This is a genomic window from Enterococcus sp. AZ194 (genome assembly GCF_051713825.1).
Taxonomy (GTDB): domain Bacteria; phylum Bacillota; class Bacilli; order Lactobacillales; family Enterococcaceae; genus Enterococcus_K.
In genome coordinates, this window is the sequence record NZ_JBIOQR010000001.1 from 950742 (window position 1) to 972701 (window position 21960).

Genomic DNA, 21960 nt, shown 5'->3' on the forward strand with positions numbered 1-21960 from the left:
AAGGGATTTATAATATCGAGGTGTAAGAAAGCTATTGGTAATAGGCTTTCCAGCACCTTTCATGAGACCAAAGTGGCAAGGCCGCATCTATGTTTCAAGAAATCGAAAAAATGAATTTTACTGCAAATGGAGATATTAAGCAGCTGTATGATAAAGCGAAGCAAATTGAGAGCCAATTTATTAGTACGGACTACATAGGGAAGCCGGCAAACATTAATCGGTTGATTGAAATTACGGATAAACTTGATAAAAAAGTGCCCGATGTGATGGTTGTCAGAGTTCCTAAATTTACAGCCCTAACGGCAGGAGAGCATACCTGGGAAGAGATATTTAAACCTGGGGGACTTATGTTTCAAATGTGGCAACATGTTCATCTGTTTAGACCCGTGTTTTTTGACTGCCAAGATTTTTGCCTTGTGAATGACAATAAAGGAGAATTTTTATGTGCGGTTAAAGATGGTGTCACGCCAGAAGAAGTTTCTCCTTTTGAGTTAATTGATTTTCCTGGTGGTTTGTACGCAATGGCAGTGACGATTGATGAAGATGATGAGAGCATCATAAAAGTCCAAGAAAAAATTCACAGATGGATAGAGACGACCAATTTTGAATTGGATACAAGCCGTCATTTTATGTTCAATATGCCGTACTTGGATGAAGAAAATACCTATCATAAGGATATTGAAAAGGCTTGGGCTATCGCCAACAACAGCGGTATGTACCCATCAAATTGAAAGAGGAATAAATAACTAGCCAAGAGCCATAATTCTCAGGCGCTTGGCTAGTTTTATTTGTTCAAGCCTTTTTTGATTTAGACGAGTTAAACGGCGTGACTTATTTGTGTCAAAAGTAACACAGAATCTTCCCTTAGATGTGTCGTTATCTTTGGTTTTATTTTATTCGAATCGAGTCACCAGGAGACAAAAAGAAATTCTCTGCGGACATCCCGTTTAGCTCGTAGATTTTTTCTACAGGAACGCCGGTTCGATTCGCGATCTGCTGTGGACCTTCACCGGCCTGAGCAGTTGTGTATTCAGCACCGTCTTCTGATTTATTTTCAGGTTCTGTAGGGTGCTCGACTGTCGATTGATCAGGCCTGTTTTCTTCGTAATATTCACTGTACGAAGGCTCACTTGAGGGGCTACTTACCGGAGCTTTTGCCTGTTGATTAGGCTCATTGATTGGTTGACTAAAACGATCTTTAGACTGCTCGTAGTCTGATGCGATTGAAGTCAGATAAACACCAGTTATTTTCAAGCCTTCTTCAGAATAGACGTCGATCAACTTCGCCGCCCATTTTTCATAAGTGGAGGGGCTGTCTTTGGCATCTAATTGGATCTGTGCCATTTTTGCGACTCCTTCATTGGATAGTTCAGCAAGCTTTGCAAGTTTGTCATTTGACAATTTTGCTAGAGCATCAGTTCCCCCCTGAATAAAAGGATATTCTGTATTGTATTCGGCCACTAATTTTGGGGAGGCCTCTTTTAGTTTTTCTGTATAGTCATCTAAGATGGACTGATAGGTTTCTTTTTCCTCTTGACTACTTGTAGTTGTCGAGGTGTTCATAGTTGGTTGGCTAGAGCTTGTTGTCGTGCTGACCTTTTCTTTTGAACAGCCACTCAAGCTTAAGATAGTAAATAATGCGATACCCAGTAACACTTTTTTCACAACATTTCCTCCATTCAATAATCATAGTTATTATATCAAAAATAGAGAAACAGAAACAGCTCAAAATAAGAGGGAAATTTCTACTCTAAGAGTCTAGGAGTCTATTGTTTACAAAAGTTTATTTAACTATTTACATAAAAAATTGAGAACAAGAACAGTCAACGATGACTGTGAGAAAATTTTTTAAAGTTAAATCGGAAACGTTTCAATTGCTTGGTTTAATGTGCTATACTAGTAAAAAAACGAGGAGGGATAGTATTGAAAGCGACCATGAAAGATGTGGCGAAGTTGGCTGGGGTAGGTGTTGGAACCGTCTCTCGCGTAATCAATGGAGTGAAAGTGAAGGATAGCACGCTCGAAAAGGTTAATAAGGCGATTGAGGAGCTAGGTTATGAGCCGGATATTTATGCTAGAGGAATGAAAACGAACCGTTCCAATACCATTGCATTGATTGTTCCGACTATTTGGCACCCATTCTTTTCAGAGTTTGGTTTCCATGTGGAGAAGGAATTGAAAGCATTGGGATACAAAATTTTCTTATGTAATTCAACTGGGGATCCAGCTGTAGAAGATGAGTATATTCAAATGATTAAACAAAACAAAGTAGATGGCATTATCGGGATTACCTACACAGACATTGATAAAAGTGTCTCCTCTGACATTCCTTTTGTTAGTATTGACCGCCATTTTACAAGTAAGGTAGCAATTGTTGCAGCAGATAGTAAAGAAGGTGGCGAGATTGCTTTTAATGAGTTAAATAAAAGGGGTTGCCAGCATTTTGCTTTTGTAGGAACACATCAAGACAAAGAAAGTGAAACAAAGAATCGACGAATTTATTTTGAGAAGAGTGCACGAGCTGCAGGGAAAAAGATTTCAATTTTGGACTTTGAAGAACCACTTGTTGATTTTAAAGAACGAGTGCAACAGTTTTTTATTGAGAATCCAACCATCGATGGTTTGTTTGGTATTAACGACTTTTTAGCGATAAATGTGATGAAAGAACTAGAAGTATTAGGTAAAAAAGTCCCAGAGGATATTCAAGTTATTGGTTTTGATGGTGTGAAGCTTTCAGAAGAACGAGAGTATTTGATGACAACAATTCGTCAGCCGTTAGAGACAATGGCTAAAGTAGCTGTTGAGCAGATTATGAATGCAATTAACGGTGAGCCGATTAACTATAAAACGATTCTTCCAGTCACATTTATTGAAGGCTGGACAACAAAAAATTAAGAGAGGTCAGGAGCTATGAACATGCAAGAGAACAAACAGCAAATAAAAACAACCATCGACGCGCCGATTACCTCAGATTCGCGCTTATTCGGTAGTATTGAAGGGGGCGGGACAAAATTTGTCTGCGCGATTGGAAATGAACAGTTAGAAGTTGTTGAAAAGGTGGTTTTTAAGACAACAACGCCAGAAGAGACGTTACAAAAAGTCATTAAATTCTTTGAAGGAAAGTCGGTTTCAGCTATTGGGATGGGCATGTTTGGCCCGTTAGAAAATCGACTAACACACGAAAAATACGGGTATATCACAAGTACCCCAAAAGAGGGCTGGGCAGACGTTGACGTGGTGCGCCCGCTAAAAGAGGCACTCGATGTTCCCATTTATTTCACGACAGATGTGAATTCGTCAGCCTATGGGGAATTTATCTCTAGAGAGAAGGCAGATGGACTGGTTTATTATACGATTGGTACAGGAATTGGTGCGGGTATCGTGTTAAACGGCGAAATTGTCGGAGTTACCGGCCACCCTGAGATGGGGCATGTCAGCGTTAAACGATTGGCAGATGACGCTGAGTTTGAAGGAGTCTGTCCGTATCACAAAGACTGTCTTGAAGGCTTGGCAAGTGGGCCGACATTAGAAGCAAGACTGGGAATTCGAGGAGAGAATGTGGCATTAGATCACCCCGTATTCGAGATTATTGGCAATTATATCGCACAAGCTTGTGTCCAAGTGACGTTAACGATTCGTCCGAATATTATCGTACTTGGTGGAGGAGTCATGAGCCCAACGCTTTTAGAAATTGTCAAAAAAGAGTTCAAAAAAACCTTGAATAATTATGTTGAAATAGAGAATATGGACACGTATTTAAGCCTGCCAGCTGTAGTAGAAAACGGTTCTGCCACAATCGGGAATTTTGCGTTAGCCAAAAAGCTCATGTAACTTCGGCAAATAAAATTTAAAAAAAGTGGTTGAAAAAATAAATCATCTAGTATAGAATATCCATATCGGAAACGTTTCAAAAACGAGATGATTTATTTTTTGGAACAAACTGGAAACGTTTCAAAAAGAAGGGAGAAAGTTATGAAACACAAAGTTAAACAAAACTTGAGGTACATGAAAAAAAACTACATGCTTTATATGCTGGTTTTACCTGCACTTATTTTGACGTTTATTTTCAAATATGTACCGATCTATGGATTGCTGATTGCCTTTAAAAATTACAATCCTCTTCAAGGGATTCTGGGAAGTGAGTGGGTAGGGTTCGAACATTTTTCACGCTTTTTATCTTCCCCGAATTTTATGAATTTATTGGTGAATACATTAAAGCTTAGTGTATATGGACTTTTACTTGGTTTCTTTCCACCAATAATATTAGCGCTTTCTTTTAATTTGTTGGCGAGTGATAAATTGAAGAAACGGTTGCAGCTAATCTTATATGCCCCTAATTTTATTTCCGTTGTAATTATTGTGGGGATGCTCTTTTTATTCTTTTCCAATAAAGGGCCTGTAAACAGCATTTATGAGTTTTTCACTGGGAAGACGTTACCGTTTCTGACAGAGCCTGATTTCTTCCGACCCCTTTATATTTTCTCGGGAATTTGGCAAGGAATTGGCTGGTCCTCTATTCTCTATACTGCGACGCTATCCAATGTGTCACCCGAGTTGATTGATGCAGCCAAAATTGATGGGGCTAACGTGTTGCAACGGGTCTGGCATGTTGATTTACCAGCAATTAAGCCAGTAATGGTGATTAGTTTTATCTTGGCTGCAGGAGGCATTATGAGTGTCGGCTATGAAAAAGCCTATCTGATGCAAACGACGATGAATCTGCCAAGCTCTGAAATTATCGCAACCTACGTCTATAAAGTGGGGCTTCAATCAGGGGATTATAGTTATTCAACTGCGGTTGGTTTATTCAACTCAGTGATCAATCTTATTTTGATTGTGGTTGTTAACCAAACAGTGAAAAAATTAAACGATGGGGAGGGTTTGTAATGTCTAATAATACTCGGTTTGATAGAAACGTTTTGATGATTAATAAACTATTAATTGGTTTACTCGTCTTCATTACCGTCGTTCCGTTAGCCTATGTCTTGGCCGCGTCGTTTCAAAATCCTGATACATTAATGAGTAAAGGAATTAGCTTTAATCTAAAAGATTGGACTTTAGCTGGTTATCAAAAAGTTTTAGCCAACGATTCAATTCTGCGTGGGTTTGTGAATTCGATGTTATATTCTTTTGCTTATGCTGCGTTTTCAACGTTTATCACGATGATTTGTGCGTATCCTCTATCGAAAAAGGAGTTTGTTGGGCGCAATGTGATTATGTCTTTCTTCATGTTGACAATGTTTTTCGGTGGAGGGTTAGTTCCGACTTATATGGTGGTCAAAGGGTTAGGTATTCTGGATACACCATGGGCTATTATTTTGCCTGGAGCCATTAATATTTGGAATATTATTCTCGCTAGAACGTATTTCCAAGGGCTGCCTGATGAGCTAGAGGAGGCGGCCAAAATTGATGGGGCCAACGACATGCAAGTCTTTTTCAGAATCATGTTACCTTTGGCTAAACCAATTATGTTTGTCTTATTTTTATATGCCTTTGTGGGTCAGTGGAATAGCTATTTTGATGCCATGATCTATATTAAAGATCCCAATTTACAACCGTTACAATTGATTTTACGGAACATTTTGATTCAAAACCAGATTGATACCAATATGGTTGGCTCACAAGCGGCTATGGCAGAGATGGAGAAAGTCGCGCAATTAATTAAATACGCGACGATTATTATCTCAAGCTTGCCACTAATTATTATGTATCCATTCTTCCAAAAATATTTTGATAAGGGTGTATTGATTGGTTCTGTCAAGGGCTAGTTTCATTGAAAAATTTTAACTAAGAGAGGGATTTGAAAAATGAAAACAAAAAAATTAATGGTTTTAGGGATGTCTGCTGCAGTTTTATTCGCTTTAGGAGCATGTGGCAAAAAAGGAAACAGTGATCAGAGCGCTAGTAAAGACTACGAATTAACTAAGGTGGAATTCCCCTTAAAAGACAAAGTTGAATTGAATATGTTGGTGTCAGAAAGTCCAACTGCTCCAGATAATCCAAATGACATGTTAATTTTTAAACGCTTAGAGGAACAAAGCAACGTGCATATTAACTGGACCAATTATGCCAACGATTTTGCTGAAAAAAGGAATCTAGATATTGCATCAGGTGACTTACCTGACGCAATCTTTAATGCAGGTGCAAGTGAGCAGGATCTGTTGACTTGGGGTGAAAACGGCGTAATCGTTCCTCTTGAAGAAGCGATTGACAAGTATATGCCGAACCTACAAAAAGTTTTTGAAGAAGCACCTGAATACAAACAAATGTTGACAGCTCCTGATGGTCATATTTATTCGCTACCTTGGATTGAAGAGCTTGGCGAAGGTAAAAAATCGATTCATACCGTGAATTCATTAGGGTGGATTAATCAGGCTTGGTTGACTAAGTTAGGCTTGGAGCATCCAAAAAATGCAGAAGAATTATACAATGTGTTAAAAGCCTTTAAGGAAAAAGATCCAAACGGTAACGGCAAAGCAGATGAAATCCCAATGAGTTTTATCTCAAATGATGACGGCAATGATTTGAAAATGTTATTTGCGGCATTTGGCGATGGCACGGGTGATAATGGAAACCACTTAGTTGTCGATGATAATGGCAAGGTTCAGTTTACAGCGAATACGGAAAACTACAAAAAAGCCGTTAAGTTCTTTAATAAAGCTTATGAAGAAGGATTAATTGATACAGAAAGTTTTGAGCAGGACTGGTCTCGTTATGTTGCAAAAGGCAACGATCAAAAGTATGGATTGTACTTTACTTGGGATCCACACAATGTGACTGGGGCGACAGATGATTATGTGATGTATCAACCAATGGCTAACGAAACAGGCAAAGTAAATGTGACCAGAACCAATAACTTCGGTTTTTCAAGAGACCGGTTTGTGATTACCTCAGCGAATAAAAACTTGGAGCTGACAGCTAAATGGATTGACCAAATGTATGCACCTGTACAATCCGTTCAAAATAACTGGGGAACATATGGCGACGAGGGTCAAAATATTTTCAAATACGATGAAGAAAAAAATCAATTAACTCATGAACCACTTGATGGTGCAGCGCCTGTTGAAGTTCGTCAAAAAACAGCAGTCGGCGGTCCGTTAGCGATTTTGGATAGTTATTACGGTACGTATACAACAATGCCTGATGATGCAAAATGGCGTCTTGATTTGATGGATCAATATATTTTCCCTTATGTTCAAAATGAAAATAATTATCCAAACATTTTCCTTTCGGCTGAAGATACCAAACGTTTAGCGGATATTGATGCAGATATGCAAGATTTTATTTTAAGAAAACGCGATGAATGGATTACAAAAGGAAATATTGATAAAGAGTGGGATGACTATTTAGCACAATTGAAATCATTTGGTTTGGATGAGTGGTTAGAAATTAAACAAAAAAATTATACGAATTATACTAAAGGATGAGAGAATGACAGTTGATAAATGGATTTTAGATAATACAGCACAGGTGAATACAACTTACAAACCCAAGGCCCACTTTTCGGCACCAATTGGATGGATTAATGACCCAAATGGGTTTGTGTATTATAAAGGAGAGTATCACTTGTTTTACCAATTTCACCCCTATTCTGCGAAATGGGGTCCAATGCATTGGGGGCATGCAAAGAGTCAGGATTTGGTGAACTGGACGCATTTGCCCGTCGCGTTAACTCCAGATCAACCTTATGATAAAGGCGGTTGTTTTTCAGGTACTGCTTTGGTACAAGGTGATAAACTAATTCTGATGTACACAGGAGTCTCAGAAAAAGAGGGGCAGGCCTGTCAAGTTCAGTGTATCGCAGAGAGCACAGACGGCCTTCATTTTGAAAAATCACCGCATAATCCAGTGATTGACGAGCGTCATGTGAAAAATACGGCTGATTTTCGGGACCCTAAAATTTTTATGAGAGAGAATAAATATTACTCCTTAGTTGCTTCAACCGAAGAGGGAATTGGCAATGTCTTGTTATTTGAGTCAGATGATTTGGCTGACTGGAGATTTAAGTCAACCTTCTTGACGGCCAAACCTCATCAGGGCAGAATTTGGGAGTGTCCAGATTTGTTTGAATTAGATGGAAAAGATATCTTGATTGTCTCCCCTATTGCGTTTGCACCAGACGGCTATCGTTATACAAATGTGAACAGCTCTGTGTATTTCGTTGGGAAAGTAGATTGGGCCACCTATACATTTATACCAGAGAGTTATGATGAAATTGACTCTGGCCTAGACTTCTATGCACCTCAGACGTTGGTGGATGATAAGAAGCGCCGACTGCTGATTGCTTGGCAACAAATGTGGGGCCGAACGATGCCAACAGATGAGCTGGGTCATCGTTGGGCAGGAAGTATGGTGATTCCTAGAGAGCTTCGTTTGGTCGATGGTAAGTTGACCCAATCGGTTGTCTCTGAGTTTCATGAAAAGCTAAAGCTATCTTCTTCACAGATTGTTAAAGATCGTTACAAAGGACCTGTGACACTGTACACACAAATAGAGACAAAAGAAGCATTCTCTATCGAAATTGGTTCGGCTTCTGATTCTCTTGAATTTACTTATGATGGAGCAGTCTTAACGATTGACCGAACCAAGCTCACTCGACAAATTCAAGGAGAAGAAACCTATTCTAGTGTTCGTAAAAAAGAATACTCTTCTGAAAAATTGGTAGTCAGACTATACGTGGATGAGTCTTGTTGTGAGATCATCGTCAATGACGAAGTCGCTTTTTCAACCACCTTTTATTTAGAAACAGAAACACCTGAGATAAAAATCACTGGAGCCGAGCTAAAAGTAACTACGTACAGCTAGTGGGATGGTTCTTTACCCACCGTTTAATCGAATACTAGGAGCGTGAGACCTAACTCTTTGAGTTACGGTTTCACGCTCTCTTTTTGTTTCGAAATGACTCTTTCGAATGAAGCGGCTCATCGTTGGAACAATCTATTGTGAAAAATAGTCGCTAGTCTTTACTTTCGATCTAAGCATATATTTTTATATCAAAATTTTTCGGGAAGGAAGTCGAATTTTGAAATAGACGCTAGATTTATTGGTATTTTCTCTCGTTTTTTACTCCTGGAAAAGGTCATTTTGGGTACTTTTTTAACGATTATGACCGATTTTCGACCGTTTAGGACAGAAATGGTTAGGGACTCTCTTTTTCGTATATCATAGAGACATCAAGAAAAATGATGGACTTATAGGCAAACGAGAATGCGAGGGCAGATGAAATTCATCGTAAAAAGGTGGAAAATTATCCGATTGTTTGTTTTTTAATCTATCCTTACAGTTCTCAAGGGAAAAGAATTTTTCATTGAAAAAATAGGTTTACCAGAGAAATAAATTCAAGTAGACTAGGAGGAGCAAAAGGAAGTGAAACCATGGTTAAAATTGGAATTGTAGAGGATGACCGCTTACTGCAAGAAGCGTTAGACATTCTATTAAGAAAAGAAGGGTATGAGGTGCTTCACGCATTTACCTGTCAAGATGGAATGGATTTGTTGAAGGAACATCCAGACATTCTCTTGTTAGATATTAATTTACCTGACGGCTTGGGGTTTCAAGTGTGTGACGCGGCTAAGCAGATACCTGTTATTTTTTTGACGGCTAGAGATGACGAAGTGGATATGTTACAGGCCTATGATTCTGGTTGTGAGGATTATGTAGTGAAGCCTTTTTCAACAGAGGTCTTAAAGAAAAAGATTCAGGTGGTTTTAAAACGAAACGCAGTGACGCTAGATATTTTTCGGCATGAAACATTAACGATAGACTATAAAAAGAAACAAGTCATTCAAGCCAATCAATTGATTCGTTTGACAGCAAAAGAGTATCAGCTATTAGAGTATTTGACTAGAAATGCTGGACAGGTGGTTTCTAAAGAAGCGATTCTGCACCGTGTCTGGGATTTGGAGGGCTCATTTGTCGGAGAGAATACAGTCAGCGTGACAATCAATCGTTTAAAAAAGAAAATTGAACCGACCGAACGAGAAATGAACTATATCAAAAATATATTTGGAATGGGCTACGTATTTGGGGAGTGATGATGATAAAAACTTGGATAAAACAGTATTGGATTCAGTTGGTTCAACTAGGGATTGCAGGGTTTATTGTTGGTCTCGCCTACTATTATACTCAGCAGATTGGTTTCAGCTTACTTGTGCTGAGTCTATTGTTTCTTTTTTTACTACTCGCTTTTTGTGAACGAAGAAGGTATGAACGAATCGTTGAGGGGATTGGCAAATCTATCCAAACGGTTTTTGAGGAAGGTCTGTTAGAAAACGTTCCTGAAAATAGAGATGAGCTTGTTTCTAAAGTCTATAAGCAGCTTCAACGTTTAGAAGAAACGGTCATCAGTATCAAGCGATCAGCTAGTAAAGATAAGAATAGTATCCAAAAACTGATCACTGAAATTGCGCATCAATTGCGTACCCCATTGGTTAGTATTGAAACCTATTTAGAAATTTTGAAACTTCCTGATGTGTCAGAGTCAGAGAAGAGACAAGCTGTTAATGCACTTGAAGCTTCGCAGAAAAAGATCTCTTTTTTAGTAGAAAGTTTTATCAAAATGTCTCGCTTAGATCAGCATTTAATTCAGCTTAAAAATGCGAATTTATCGTTGAAGGAAACGGTTGTTGGGGCAGTGTTTCAGTTACATAAGCAAGCGGAATTTAAAGAAATTGAGGTTACGGTGATAGCCCCTACAGAAATCATTCTTCCTCATGACAAGAATTGGTTAGGAGAAGCTTTTTATAACTTGATTGACAATAGTATCAAGTATTCTCCTAAACATTCAACAATTGAAATCGAATTGATTGATAATGAAATGTTTGCTCAAATTAACATTCGAGATTATGGAATAGGGATTGAAAAAGAGGAAGAAGCAAATCTCTATCAGCGTTTTTATCGAGGGAAAAACGTAACAACGCAAGAGGGTTTTGGGATTGGGCTGTATACTGCACGGAGAATTATCATGTGTCATAAGGGGCTTATGAATATTAAACGTGAACAACCTGGACTTAGTACAACTATCTACTTGCCAAAATAAAAGCAGATCCTTTTGGTTATTTTAAAGCCTGTCCCATTAGTCAACTTTGGCTAATGGGACAGGCTTCAAATTTGAGGAAGGCTAGTAAGAAGGCACAAAAAGAATTAGATTTGTTTGATTCTGTAAGAAGTTTGTTAGAAATGCCCGTTATACTGAATTTAGCAAGAGTGAAAGTGAGGACGATGATGGTGATTTTAAAAACCAATCAATTAAAAAAAACATACGGAACCGGTGAAACACAAGTACACGCATTGGATGAGGTGACCATTCAAATCGACGAGGGGGAATTTATTGCGATTGTCGGTAGCTCCGGAAGTGGCAAAAGTACCCTTTTGAATATGCTTGGTGGTTTAGATACCCCAGATAGTGGGGAAGTGATTGTCAGACGCAAGCGCCTGAATCAGCTGAGTAATGATGAATTAACCATCTTTAGAAGACGGAATATTGGGTTTGTTTTCCAAAATTATAACCTGGTTCCTATTTTGAATGTGTATGAAAATATTACCTTACCGTTAAAGTTGGATGGCATTGAAATTGATGAAGTCTATTTTGAACGGGTCACTAAAAAATTGCAGCTACAGCAAAAGTTAGAGCAAATGCCGGGGAATTTATCGGGCGGTCAACAACAACGAGTCGCGATTGCGCGAGCTTTACTGACAAAACCGGCAATTATTTTAGCAGATGAACCCACAGGAAATCTTGACTCCAAAAACAGTTTGGAAGTGGTGGCCTTATTAAAGTCGTCTGCTTATGATTTTAATCAAACGATTGCAGTCGTGACGCACAGTGAAGAAATTGCACAGATGGCTGATCGAATTATCCGAATTGAAGATGGAAAAGTCTGTTAGAAAGAGGGAGAACGATGAAATTAAGAAATAATAACCGTCAAGTGATCCGTCTGTTATCTCGTGCGGATTATGCCCATAATAAATTTCGAAATTGGCTAATGATTGGTGCAGTGGCAACAACGGTACTCGTTTTATTTTGTGTTTTTAGCTTTATGAAGGGGCGAATTGATGCCGAATATTTGATGGAGATCAGACATAACGGACAAGCAGTCACGACTATGTTAGACCGACCAACGAACCTTCAAAAAAAGCAAATTGAGCGACTTTCATACATAGAAAAGACGGGGAAAGTGCATGCGTTTTCTGAAGGAAGAACAGAAGGCCAGAGTCGTTTTGTTGGAGTAGTTGCAGATCAGGTGGCGTATACGGACATGCTTTTGCCAGCCTATTCTGATGTTGAAGGGAGTTACCCAAAAAGAGCAGATGAATTGATGCTTTCCCTTCGAGGGTTGGCGGAATTGGGTATTACAAAACCTAAGTTAGGGATGGCGATTCCTGTTGAAATTTACCTCGATAAAGGGAAATCGGCGCTGGAAACCTTTAAGTTGTCGGGTTTTTACACGGATTATGTCCATCCAATAGAAGGTCCTCCAATCGGCTTTTTCTCTGAAAGTTATTTGCATCAATGGGGGGGGGCAATGAATCAGGCCACCGCTTTATTGATTCAACAAAAAAATTGGTATCCTGGAGAAGATGTTGAAAAAAGACTCTATCAAGATATTGAGACCATTGATGAAACCCAGCGTTTTGAAAGCGACAATTCTGTCAACTATAATGTCATCCGACGAACGGTAGGTGGTTATGATATTGCCCTTATTAGCATCGGTATTTTGTTTGTGTGTGTGTTCTTATTGAACTATAACATTATGAACATCTCTATCAACCAAGAAGTTCGTTACTTTGGTTTACTCAAAACAATTGGCGCCACCAATCGGCAAATAAGAAAAACGATTTATCAACAGTTTGCAAAAATTGCTGGAATTGGCCTCTTGTTGGGGAGCGGAATTAGTTTTGTGCTTATTTTAGGTATTGCTCCGCGCCTTTTAGCGAACTTCTATCTGAACAATTACGGTTTATCTTCGCAAATGATGCAATTTGACCCCTTTCTCTTAGTGGGCAGCCTGCTTGTAGCAGTGATTGTTTCGTTTGTAAGTATTCTTTTTCCCGCGTATAAAGCGGGTAAAATCAGCCCAATGGAGTCGCTGACTTATATAGGGCCTAAGGTGGGCCGAAGAAAAACCCGCAAAGGAAAGCGTGGGACCAAGCTGTTGTCGATGGCTTGGCGAAACATGTGGCGCAACAAACGAGCGACACTTCTTTCAATGACCTCGATTTTCCTTGGACTAGGGATTGCTTTAAGCTCAATCATGGTTGTTACAGCATTAGATTATACAAACAATATTAAGGCGTCTCCTGATTTTGAATTAAAAGTACATTATAGTCCAGATGATTTGGAAGGCCCTTACGATGATTCTTTTCTAGCGATCACTAAGGAGGAAGCAGCTTACCTACAGTCACTAGATGGAGTGGAGAAAGCAGAAGTGATTTACGGTGGGTATATTCGTTTGAATCCAGATGAAGCCGTCTGGGAGCCTTATTTTAAGGGGTGGCAGTCTATGAGTCGTATTGACCTAGATACAGAGGATGGCAAACAAGCAATGGAAGAAATTAAGAGCTCTTTTTATGCGACAGTCTTAACGGCAGAGGAGAGTTATTTAGATGCGTTAGAAATGTTTGTCAAAGAAAATAAGTTAACCCTAGATATGGCTGGACTAAGACAAGGTACAAGTGTGATTAGTACAGATGGTGATTATTTCTCAGAAAAATTAATGAAAAATTCTGTTTCTACAATCGGTCAAACGGTTCAATTGAGTGATGAGACTGCTGGAAAAGAGAGTTTGTCAAAAAAATTTGGTGGTTATGTAAACCCGAGTGTTGAAGGTTTTCCAGATAAGCATATCTCAATGAAAATTGGCCCTGAACTTCTCATCAGAGAGGCTAGTTTTGACGAGTTGGGGATATCAAAACGCCCGCTTAACATCAGACTTTATGTAGATGAAGAAAAAGAACCCACAATTAAGAAGAAACTAAAGAAGTTTATAGAAAATAAGGAACTATCTATATTACCCAGTGAACAGGATAGTAAATTACCATATTTAAGCATAACTTCAGACAGGTTAGCAGCCGCACAAGATGAAATCAAAACGATGCAAATTGCTATGTATTCGATTAGTTTCCTATTGATTAGCTTGGGCCTCGTCAATTATATTAACGCAACAATCAGTAGTTTATTAAGTCGACGCAGTGAATTCGCGGTGATGGAAAGTATCGGAATGACTAGAAAACAGCTGAGAAGTCTCTTAGTGTTAGAAGGTCTATTATATAGTGGCTTTTCATCTATTCTGTTGTTGACGTTAGGTTCTGGGGGAATCGTTCTATTATTCAAACTGATTCGTTCGAGACTAGGTTATGCACAATTTTTCTTCCCGTATCTTCCTATGGGAGTTATTATTTGTAGTTTGATTATTATTTGTATCAGTTTACCATTACTAGTCTATCGTCGCCTGACCAATCAAAGTATCATTGAGCGTTTGAGAGAAACAACGGAATAGCTGACTAGATTAGTGAAAATAGGCGAGCCTTATCTTTGTCCACTTGTTTTGCTAGCCAAATGTCTATATACTTGTAAGAAAAATGAAGTGACAAGGAGTGGTCATTTGCTAGCAAAAGAAAGGCTTGTGTATATTAAAACGGCTACAGGTACAGCCTTCTATTTCAATTAATGATTTGTGTCGAGAGTTAGGCGTTTCAAAATCGACCGTTCAACGTGATTTAAAAAAACTAGAGGATGATGGGCGTCTAGCTCGCGAACGCGGTGGGGCAACGCAGACCAACTTTGAAGAAACGTTGAGTGATTTAACTGAAGTTCCCGTTCTTGAAAAGTTTGAGGTGAATATTGAAGAAAAAAAACGTATCTGTGAAGTGGCTGCCGCCGAGATTAGAGATGGCGATATGGTCTTTTTGGATTCGGGTACGACCCCGGTTCATATTCTACCGTTTTTGAATGAAAAAAAGATAAAAGTGGTGACCAATAGTTATTTCTTACTGTCTAGATTGACTCTTGATCTAGGGGATATCTATATGTTAGGCGGAATGTATAACCCAAAATATGAGACTTGTTATGGGCCAAGTTCTATTGAGCAGCTAAAAGAGTTCCGAATTGACAAAGCCTTCATTGGTGCGAATGGTGTCGACTTAGAAAAAAATGAAGTTTATTCCAGTGAGTTCGATATTGGTGCGTGGACAATGGCGTAGTGAAGGAAAATGGTGGGGAGCAACAGAGTGAGTCTTGCAACTTTGGTAGCTAAATCTCAGAATTTTTCTTGACACAAGGGGTCATAACTTGTATTATATTGCTTGGGCACCTTTCTAAAAGGTCAATTGTTTTCACGTAAATAATAGCTCCCTGTTCACTATGAATGGGGAGTTTTCTTTTTTTATTTACTAAGCAATATCCTAGATAAGCATAAAAAATTTAAAGAAGGAGTTTTTCATTTTATGACAAAATACATTTTTGTGACAGGCGGCGTGGTATCTTCTATTGGTAAAGGGATTGTCGCAGCATCATTAGGCCGCTTGCTAAAAAATCGTGGACTAAAGGTTACAATTCAAAAATTCGATCCGTACATTAATGTGGACCCAGGAACAATGAGTCCATACCAACATGGGGAAGTTTTTGTAACTGACGATGGCGCGGAAACTGACTTGGATTTAGGTCATTACGAACGCTTTATTGACATTAATTTGAATAAATACTCCAATGTTACAACCGGTAAAATTTATTCTGAAGTGTTACGCAAAGAACGTAAAGGTGAGTATCTTGGCGCAACAGTTCAAGTGATTCCTCATATCACAAACGAAATTAAAGAAAAGATTATGAGAGCGGCAAGCATGACCGATTCTGATGTGATTATTACAGAGGTGGGTGGAACAGTTGGTGATATCGAATCACTACCATTCCTAGAGGCTTTACGTCAAATGAAGGCAGATGTTGGTTCTGATAATGTGATGTATATTCACACAACCTTGATTCCTTACTTAAAAGCTGCCGGAGAAATGAAAACAAAACCAACACAACATAGTGTAAAAGAATTGCGTGGACTAGGTATTCAACCAAATATTTTAGTGGTTCGTACAGAGCAGCCGGTTTCTCAAGATGTGAAAAATAAATTGGCTCAATTCTGTGATGTAGCACCAGAAGCGGTCATTGAGTCTCGCGATGTTGAGACGTTGTATTCAATTCCTTTAGCTTTACAAGCACAAGGTATGGATCAGTTTGTGTGCGATCATTTGAAATTAGATGCACCAGCTGCTGATATGACTGAATGGCGCAAACTAGAAGAAAAAGTCTTAAACTTGAAGAAAACGGTTCGAATTGGTTTGGTCGGTAAATATGTTGAGTTACCTGATGCTTATCTTTCTGTTGTAGAATCATTAAAGCATGCGGGGTTTGCTTATGATTCTGATATTGAGATTGATTGGATTCAAGCACAAGATATTACACAAGAAAATGCAACTGAAAAACTACGTCATCTTGATGGGATTTTGGTTCCTGGTGGTTTTGGCGATCGCGGAGTCGAAGGTAAAGTTGAAGCGATTCGTTTTGCGCGTGAAAACGATGTGCCTTTCTTAGGAATTTGTCTAGGTATGCAAATGGCTTGTGTGGAATTTGGTCGTAATGTTGTAGGACTAGAGGATGCCGGTTCTGCTGAAACTTACCCAAATGCTAAAAATAATATTATTGATTTAATGTCAGATCAAGAAAATATTGAAAACTTAGGTGGTACCTTACGCCTAGGCCTTTATCCATGTAAATTGAAAAAAGGCACAAAAACTTCTACAGCATATAATAATGAAGAAGTTGTTCAAGAACGTCATCGTCATCGTTATGAATTCAATAACAAATATCGTGAAATGTTTGAAGAAAACGGCTTAGTTTTCTCTGGCGTTTCACCAGACAATCGTTTAGTCGAAATCGTGGAAATTCCTGAGAAAAAATTCTTTGTGGGTTGTCAGTTCCACCCAGAGTTAATTTCTCGTCCAAATCGTCCACAACAATTAATTAAAGCCTTCGTTGGCGCATCACTAGAAAGTCGTGAAGAAAAATAATATGCCGTCAATCCAATAGATGGTAAAAAAGTAATTTATTTTATCCGAGCATGAGAGAAAGTCAATTCGATTTTCTTTCGTGCTTTTTCTTGTGCTCAGATGCGCAGAAAACCACTTTAATGGGGTATTGACAAGGTGAGTGACTGAGTCAGGAAGGGAATTGTCAGGGATTATCAGAAAAAACTTGTTTTTATAGTTTGTTATCTAATGAACAAAGTTACCGTTTACTTTATGATAAAGTAGCGCTTTATAAAAAATAACAGCAGCCTTGTCTGATATTTAACGTGAAAATAGTTATGGAAATTTTCAAATTCGATGATTTTAGTAGAAAAGTACCGCAATGTTTGATAAAATATAACTGTTGGTTAGGGATTATCCTTAACAAATTTGTTTAGACAAACATTAGGAGGAATTTTTTATGCCATTAGTATCAGGAACAGAATTTCTTAAAGCTGCTCGCGAAGGTGGGTATGGTGTTGGAGGATTCAACACAAACAATTTGGAATGGACAAAAGCGATTCTTGAAGCTGCTGAAGCTAAAAAAGCACCAGTATTGATTCAAACTTCTATGGGCGCTGCAAAATACATGGGTGGTTACAAAGTATGTTACGATTTAGTAAAAGACTTAGTTGACTCAATGGGTATTACAGTACCAGTTGCAATTCACTTAGACCACGGTGAATACGAAGATGCATTAGAATGTATCGAAGTTGGTTATACTTCAGTAATGTTTGATGGTTCTCATTTACCATTTGAAGAAAATATCGAAAAAGCTAAAGACGTTGTTGCAAAAGCACATGCTAAAGGTGTTTCTGTAGAATGTGAAGTTGGTTCAATCGGCGGAGAAGAAGATGGTATCATCGGTTCTGGCGAATTAGCTGACATTGAAGAATGTAAACAAATGGTTGCTACTGGTATTGATTACCTAGCATGCGGAATTGGTAACATTCATGGTTCATATCCTGATAACTGGACTGGTTTAGCTTTTGATCATTTACAAGCTATCTCAGACGCTGTTGGCGATATTCCATTAGTATTACACGGAGGTTCTGGTATTCCTTTAGAACAAGTTCAAAAAGCGATCTCTATGGGCGTATCTAAAATCAACGTAAATACTGAATGTCAAGAAGTGTTTGCTGCTGCAACTCGTAAATATATCGAAGAAGGCAAAGATCTTGAAGGTAAAGGCTTTGACCCTCGTAAATTATTAGCACCAGGAACAAAAGCTGTTGAAGAACTAGTTGAACAACGTATCGAATGGTTCGGTTCTACTAACAAAGCATAATTTATTCCAAATAATAAAGGCAACTTGAGGACAGTCTATGGACTGTCCTTTATTTAATCTCAAAATAACATAGTGAAAAGCATTTAATTAAATACTCAGCTATTAAAACAGTCTTAATGGATGAGGAGGAAATAAGATGGGAAGAGATCATAAGGTCTTTGTAGAAAACAACATTCAGAGAATTGGTGAAGAGTCTTTAAGTATCGATGAGATAAATAATTTTATACATATAAGTGGTGCCAAGCTTCCAGAGGATTATCAACAATGGTTATTGAAGTATAACGGGGTAAAATTCTTGAAGTGTCCCAAATTTAAAATTCCCTTTTTTAACGACTATTTTGAACTTGAAACTCTTTTTGCACTAGAGGATTCTTCTCCACAGCATAAGGGTGTAAAGGATGCGTGGTGGTATAATAAAAACTATTCTTTAGACGCTTCTTGTTTGGTTATTGGTGAGGTCCCTAATACAGGAAACGGGTATCTTGCAATAGTACTAATTACTGATGAAGAAGGTTTTAGTGGGGTTTGTGCATTGGACTTATTTTATGATGAGCCTTATTTTCCTGAGTCGAGTGAAGAAACAGGGAACTTATACAAGATTTCAGAGAGTTTTGATTCTTTTATCAATCATTTGACGATGTAACTAGTTGCTAAAAACCAAAATGGGTTATTTTTTAGGAAACAAGAAACGCTGTAGTTTTTTCAGAGTCAAACGAGATAATAAAAGCTCTGTCAGGGAATAACTATCCCTGGCAGAGCTTTTTCGTACAACTAGCCACTACATTCGTGTTGTCTAGGAAACTTGTATACGCAATGATGAGATTGACGAGCAATTTGTGGGTAGCTTATTTGCGACAGTGACTGTCATCTTAAGTTAAGACGAGCTCTGTTCCAAGAAACTGACTGAATGCTTGAATGGCTTTTTTCTCAAAGCGTCGATTTAGTGGCAGAGCAAGCTGGACGGTTTTTCTTTGATTGTTTTGTCGAATCACAAGAACTGGATAGTGGTGTTGAGTAATCGTCAGTTGGTTAGCAACAGCTGTTACATTCTGCGTTTGAAAACTGAGATTAATCACCTCGTTTTTACGGATAACTAGGTTGGCTCCACCTGTCAAAACAATCGCTTTTTCATAAATAGAGACGGATTCTTTTCCTCTTGTGAACATGTAATGAAGAAGATAAGCACCCAATGCGCCAAAAATAAGTTTTCCAGCCAGTGTTGGCAGACCTAAAACAAATACGAGGCATAAGAAGAGAATAAGAATAATTGTTATTCTTATGGCAAAGTTAACCGTTTTTCTCCTAAAAAGTAATTCTCCATAATCGTCACCCATGTCTGTAATCTTCCTTTCTGTACTACGTTTTATTTTTTCAGAATCCACATTGAATGTCAATAACGATTGTTACTTTTGATGGGATTGGAGAGAATCATAAAAGCAAAGAGATGTGGGTATCTAAATGACAAAGTGCTATTATGATAAGTTTCTTCGTAAGAAAAATGTAAGAAAATCATAGGAAAGAAAAGAGAAATTCTTACAGGACTCTTGATAAACTTAGCGAATGAAGTGAGTAGTATTTGCTAAGTTTATTAAAAATGTGTTCAAGTGAACACATTTGGCGCTTTAAGATGGCGAACTTTTGGGAACTGCGAGCAGACTGTTATCTATGGTATAATTCAGTAAAAAAAGGCGTTGAAAGGGAGCTATTGTATGGTGGAGAAGATTTTGATTGTAGATGATGAAGAGGAAATTGCTGATCTTCTTGAGGTCTATTTAAAGGGTGATGGGTATGAGATAAAAAAGTTCTATCGCGGGCAAGAAGCACTTGCGTGTGTGGAAAAGGAACGCTTTGATTTAGCAGTTTTAGATGTGATGCTACCAGATATTGATGGGTTTAAGATGGTTCAAAAAATCCGCGAACGCCACTTTTTCCCGATTATTATGTTAACCGCTAAAGTGGAAGACCTCGATAAAATTACGGGACTGACTTTGGGTGCGGATGATTATATAACAAAACCCTTTAATCCATTGGAGGTCGTGGCACGGATTAAAACGCAGCTGAGACGTTTTCGTAAGTACAACGCTAAAGCGGAGGTTGCTCTCGAGGAAACCACTCAAGAAATTGATCTTCACGGCTTAGTTATCAATCAAGTGTTGCATACCACTTCATTGTATGGAGAGAAAATCTCCTTGACGCCCTTAGAGTTTTCAATTCTTTGGTACCTTGCGGAAAGACGAGGGCAAGTGGTACCAGCTGAACAGCTTTTTGAGGAGGTCTGGGGAGAAAAATATTTAGAAAATAATAACAATACAGTCATGGCACATATCGGACGGTTGCGAGAGAAGTTAAAGGAGCCTCCGCGTAAGCCAAAGTTTATCAAGACTGTCTGGGGAGTGGGCTATAAAGTTGACTAAAAAAACATGGAGAAGTTCTCAACTGAAGGAGCGTTTGATTAAGCAGTTAGTGCGCCGATTAGCAATGTATGTGGCTAGTGCGATTATTACTGCAGCAGTTATTTTTGCGGGAGGTACGTTTCTTTTTAGTTTGTATACTTGGAAGTGGGAAAATCCAATCTACCAGTTAGCCAAGCGAGTCGAGTATCTGTATCCTTGGTTACTGATTATTATCATTTTGATTGTTTCTATTGTGGCCTTGGTTCAAACGTGGCTACAAAGTGTTGAGCAGTTAGATGAAGTGTTGGACGCTTCTCGAACGCTCTACAAAAATCAAGAGGTTCCCCTTCACTTGTCCAATGAGCTACAAGAGTTTGAAATAGAGTTGAATCAAATCAAGTACGAGATTGATGTCAATCAGCGGACAGCCAAAGAGGCGGAACAACGCAAAAATGATTTAATTGTTTATTTGGCTCATGATTTGAAAACCCCTCTTACTTCAGTGATTGGTTATTTGACTCTTTTGAGAGATGAACAAGAAATGTTTTCTCCTGAATTACGAAAAAAATATTTGCACATTTCACTGGAGAAAGCTGAACGTTTAGAGGAATTAATTAATGAGTTCTTTGAGATTGCGCGTTTTAATTTATCCAATATTGAACTGAGTCCTACCAAAGTTAATCTGACCATGATGTTTGAACAGCTTAGTTATGAGTTTCTGCCTGTACTTTCTGCCAAAAATCTAACCTTAACACGTGAAATTGAAGGAAATACTTTTGCTTCTATTGATGTAGATAAAATGCAACGAGTGTTTGATAATTTGTTGCAAAATGCTGTCAACTACAGTTACGAAGGCGAAGAAATTGTGGTTCGAGTGAAGAGTGATGAGGCAAAAAAGCAGTTGCTTCTTTCTTTTACGAATCATGGGCCGATCATCCCGCCTGAAAAACTGACCCGCATTTTTGAACAATTTTTCCGACTGGATACTTCACGCCAAACCAATCGTGGTGGTGCAGGGCTTGGATTAGCGATTACCAAGCAGATTGTAGAGTTACATGGTGGGCAATTGAAAGCTGAAAGTCACAATGAAATGACGACCTTAACCATTTATTTACCATTTTCGTAGGAAAATTGTAAGAAATTCTTGGCAAAGAAAAGAAAACTGTCCATTTCTTCCTTGGTAAACTTACCAATGCAAGAGCAGGACAGTTTATTTTTTTGGAGGCA

General features: G+C 38.5%; 19 protein-coding genes. 17 read left to right on the forward strand and 2 right to left on the reverse strand.

What is annotated here, in order from left to right; genetic code table 11:
- Window positions 1–89: 89 nt before the first annotated feature.
- Window positions 90–731, forward strand: coding sequence for a hypothetical protein (locus IGI37_RS04510; protein ID WP_438760244.1), 642 nt, complete (start codon window positions 90–92; stop codon window positions 729–731).
- Between the two features lie 157 nt (window positions 732–888).
- On the opposite strand, the gene IGI37_RS04515 is transcribed toward IGI37_RS04510, so the two are convergent.
- Entirely contained in the window at window positions 889–1665 is a 777-nt protein-coding gene (locus IGI37_RS04515) for a LysM peptidoglycan-binding domain-containing protein (protein ID WP_438760245.1), read from the reverse strand.
- Between the two features lie 258 nt (window positions 1666–1923).
- Here IGI37_RS04515 and IGI37_RS04520 point away from each other — a divergent pair, with 258 nt between their 5' ends.
- The 14 genes from IGI37_RS04520 to IGI37_RS04585 all read left to right on the forward strand — a co-directional run bounded on the left by IGI37_RS04520 (window position 1924) and on the right by IGI37_RS04585 (window position 18983).
- Window positions 1924–2895, forward strand: a complete 972-nt coding sequence (locus IGI37_RS04520) for a LacI family DNA-binding transcriptional regulator (protein ID WP_438760246.1) — start codon at window positions 1924–1926, stop codon at window positions 2893–2895.
- Window positions 2896–2916: 21 nt separating this feature from the next.
- The gene (locus tag IGI37_RS04525) at window positions 2917–3831 is read left to right on the forward strand and encodes an ROK family protein (protein WP_438763580.1); all 915 of its coding nucleotides are present in this window, start codon (window positions 2917–2919) and stop codon (window positions 3829–3831) included.
- A 141-nt stretch (window positions 3832–3972) separates the two neighbouring features.
- Window positions 3973–4887 carry an ABC transporter permease gene (locus tag IGI37_RS04530; protein WP_438760247.1) on the forward strand — a complete coding sequence of 305 codons (915 nt, stop codon included), beginning with the start codon at window positions 3973–3975 and terminating at the stop codon, window positions 4885–4887.
- A 35-nt stretch (window positions 4888–4922) separates the two neighbouring features.
- Window positions 4923–5768, forward strand: a complete 846-nt coding sequence (locus tag IGI37_RS04535; RefSeq protein WP_438763581.1) for a carbohydrate ABC transporter permease — start codon at window positions 4923–4925, stop codon at window positions 5766–5768.
- 39 nt (window positions 5769–5807) lie between these two features.
- Entirely contained in the window at window positions 5808–7427 is a 1620-nt protein-coding gene (locus IGI37_RS04540) for an ABC transporter substrate-binding protein (protein WP_438760248.1), read from the forward strand.
- Between the two features lie 4 nt (window positions 7428–7431).
- Complete coding sequence (locus IGI37_RS04545) at window positions 7432–8805, forward strand: glycoside hydrolase family 32 protein (protein WP_438760249.1); 1374 nt, start codon at window positions 7432–7434, stop codon at window positions 8803–8805.
- Window positions 8806–9374: 569 nt separating this feature from the next.
- Window positions 9375–10034, forward strand: a complete 660-nt coding sequence (locus IGI37_RS04550) for a response regulator transcription factor (protein ID WP_438760250.1) — start codon at window positions 9375–9377, stop codon at window positions 10032–10034.
- A gap of 2 nt (window positions 10035–10036) precedes the next feature.
- Window positions 10037–11038, forward strand: a complete 1002-nt coding sequence (locus IGI37_RS04555; protein ID WP_438760251.1) for a sensor histidine kinase — start codon at window positions 10037–10039, stop codon at window positions 11036–11038.
- Between the two features lie 185 nt (window positions 11039–11223).
- A complete protein-coding gene (locus IGI37_RS04560) occupies window positions 11224–11886 on the forward strand; it encodes an ABC transporter ATP-binding protein (protein ID WP_438760252.1) in 663 nt (220 codons plus the stop codon).
- A gap of 14 nt (window positions 11887–11900) precedes the next feature.
- Entirely contained in the window at window positions 11901–14498 is a 2598-nt protein-coding gene (locus IGI37_RS04565; RefSeq protein ID WP_438760253.1) for an ABC transporter permease, read from the forward strand.
- Window positions 14499–14622: 124 nt separating this feature from the next.
- Entirely contained in the window at window positions 14623–15201 is a 579-nt protein-coding gene (locus IGI37_RS04570; protein WP_438760254.1) for a DeoR/GlpR family DNA-binding transcription regulator, read from the forward strand.
- 243 nt (window positions 15202–15444) lie between these two features.
- On the forward strand, window positions 15445–17055 hold the full coding sequence (locus IGI37_RS04575; protein WP_438760255.1) for a CTP synthase: 1611 nt from the start codon (window positions 15445–15447) through the stop codon (window positions 17053–17055).
- A gap of 418 nt (window positions 17056–17473) precedes the next feature.
- Window positions 17474–18340, forward strand: a complete 867-nt coding sequence (locus IGI37_RS04580; protein WP_438760256.1) for a class II fructose-bisphosphate aldolase — start codon at window positions 17474–17476, stop codon at window positions 18338–18340.
- 136 nt (window positions 18341–18476) lie between these two features.
- Window positions 18477–18983, forward strand: a complete 507-nt coding sequence (locus IGI37_RS04585; RefSeq protein WP_438760257.1) for an SMI1/KNR4 family protein — start codon at window positions 18477–18479, stop codon at window positions 18981–18983.
- A gap of 226 nt (window positions 18984–19209) precedes the next feature.
- Here the strand turns inward: IGI37_RS04585 and IGI37_RS04590 are convergent, their stop codons facing one another.
- On the reverse strand, window positions 19210–19674 hold the full coding sequence (locus tag IGI37_RS04590; protein ID WP_438760258.1) for a hypothetical protein: 465 nt from the start codon (window positions 19672–19674) through the stop codon (window positions 19210–19212).
- A 375-nt stretch (window positions 19675–20049) separates the two neighbouring features.
- Here IGI37_RS04590 and vanR point away from each other — a divergent pair, with 375 nt between their 5' ends.
- Both vanR and IGI37_RS04600 read left to right on the forward strand, forming a co-directional pair.
- Window positions 20050–20754: a VanR-ABDEGLN family response regulator transcription factor gene (gene vanR / locus IGI37_RS04595; RefSeq protein WP_438760259.1), complete on the forward strand. Its 705-nt coding sequence runs from the start codon at window positions 20050–20052 to the stop codon at window positions 20752–20754.
- Window positions 20747–21859 (forward strand): sensor histidine kinase, encoded by a 1113-nt coding sequence (locus IGI37_RS04600; protein WP_438760260.1) that lies wholly within the window; start codon window positions 20747–20749, stop codon window positions 21857–21859. Before vanR ends, IGI37_RS04600 begins: the two co-directional genes overlap by 8 nt.
- The last annotated feature ends 101 nt before the right edge of the window (window positions 21860–21960 follow it).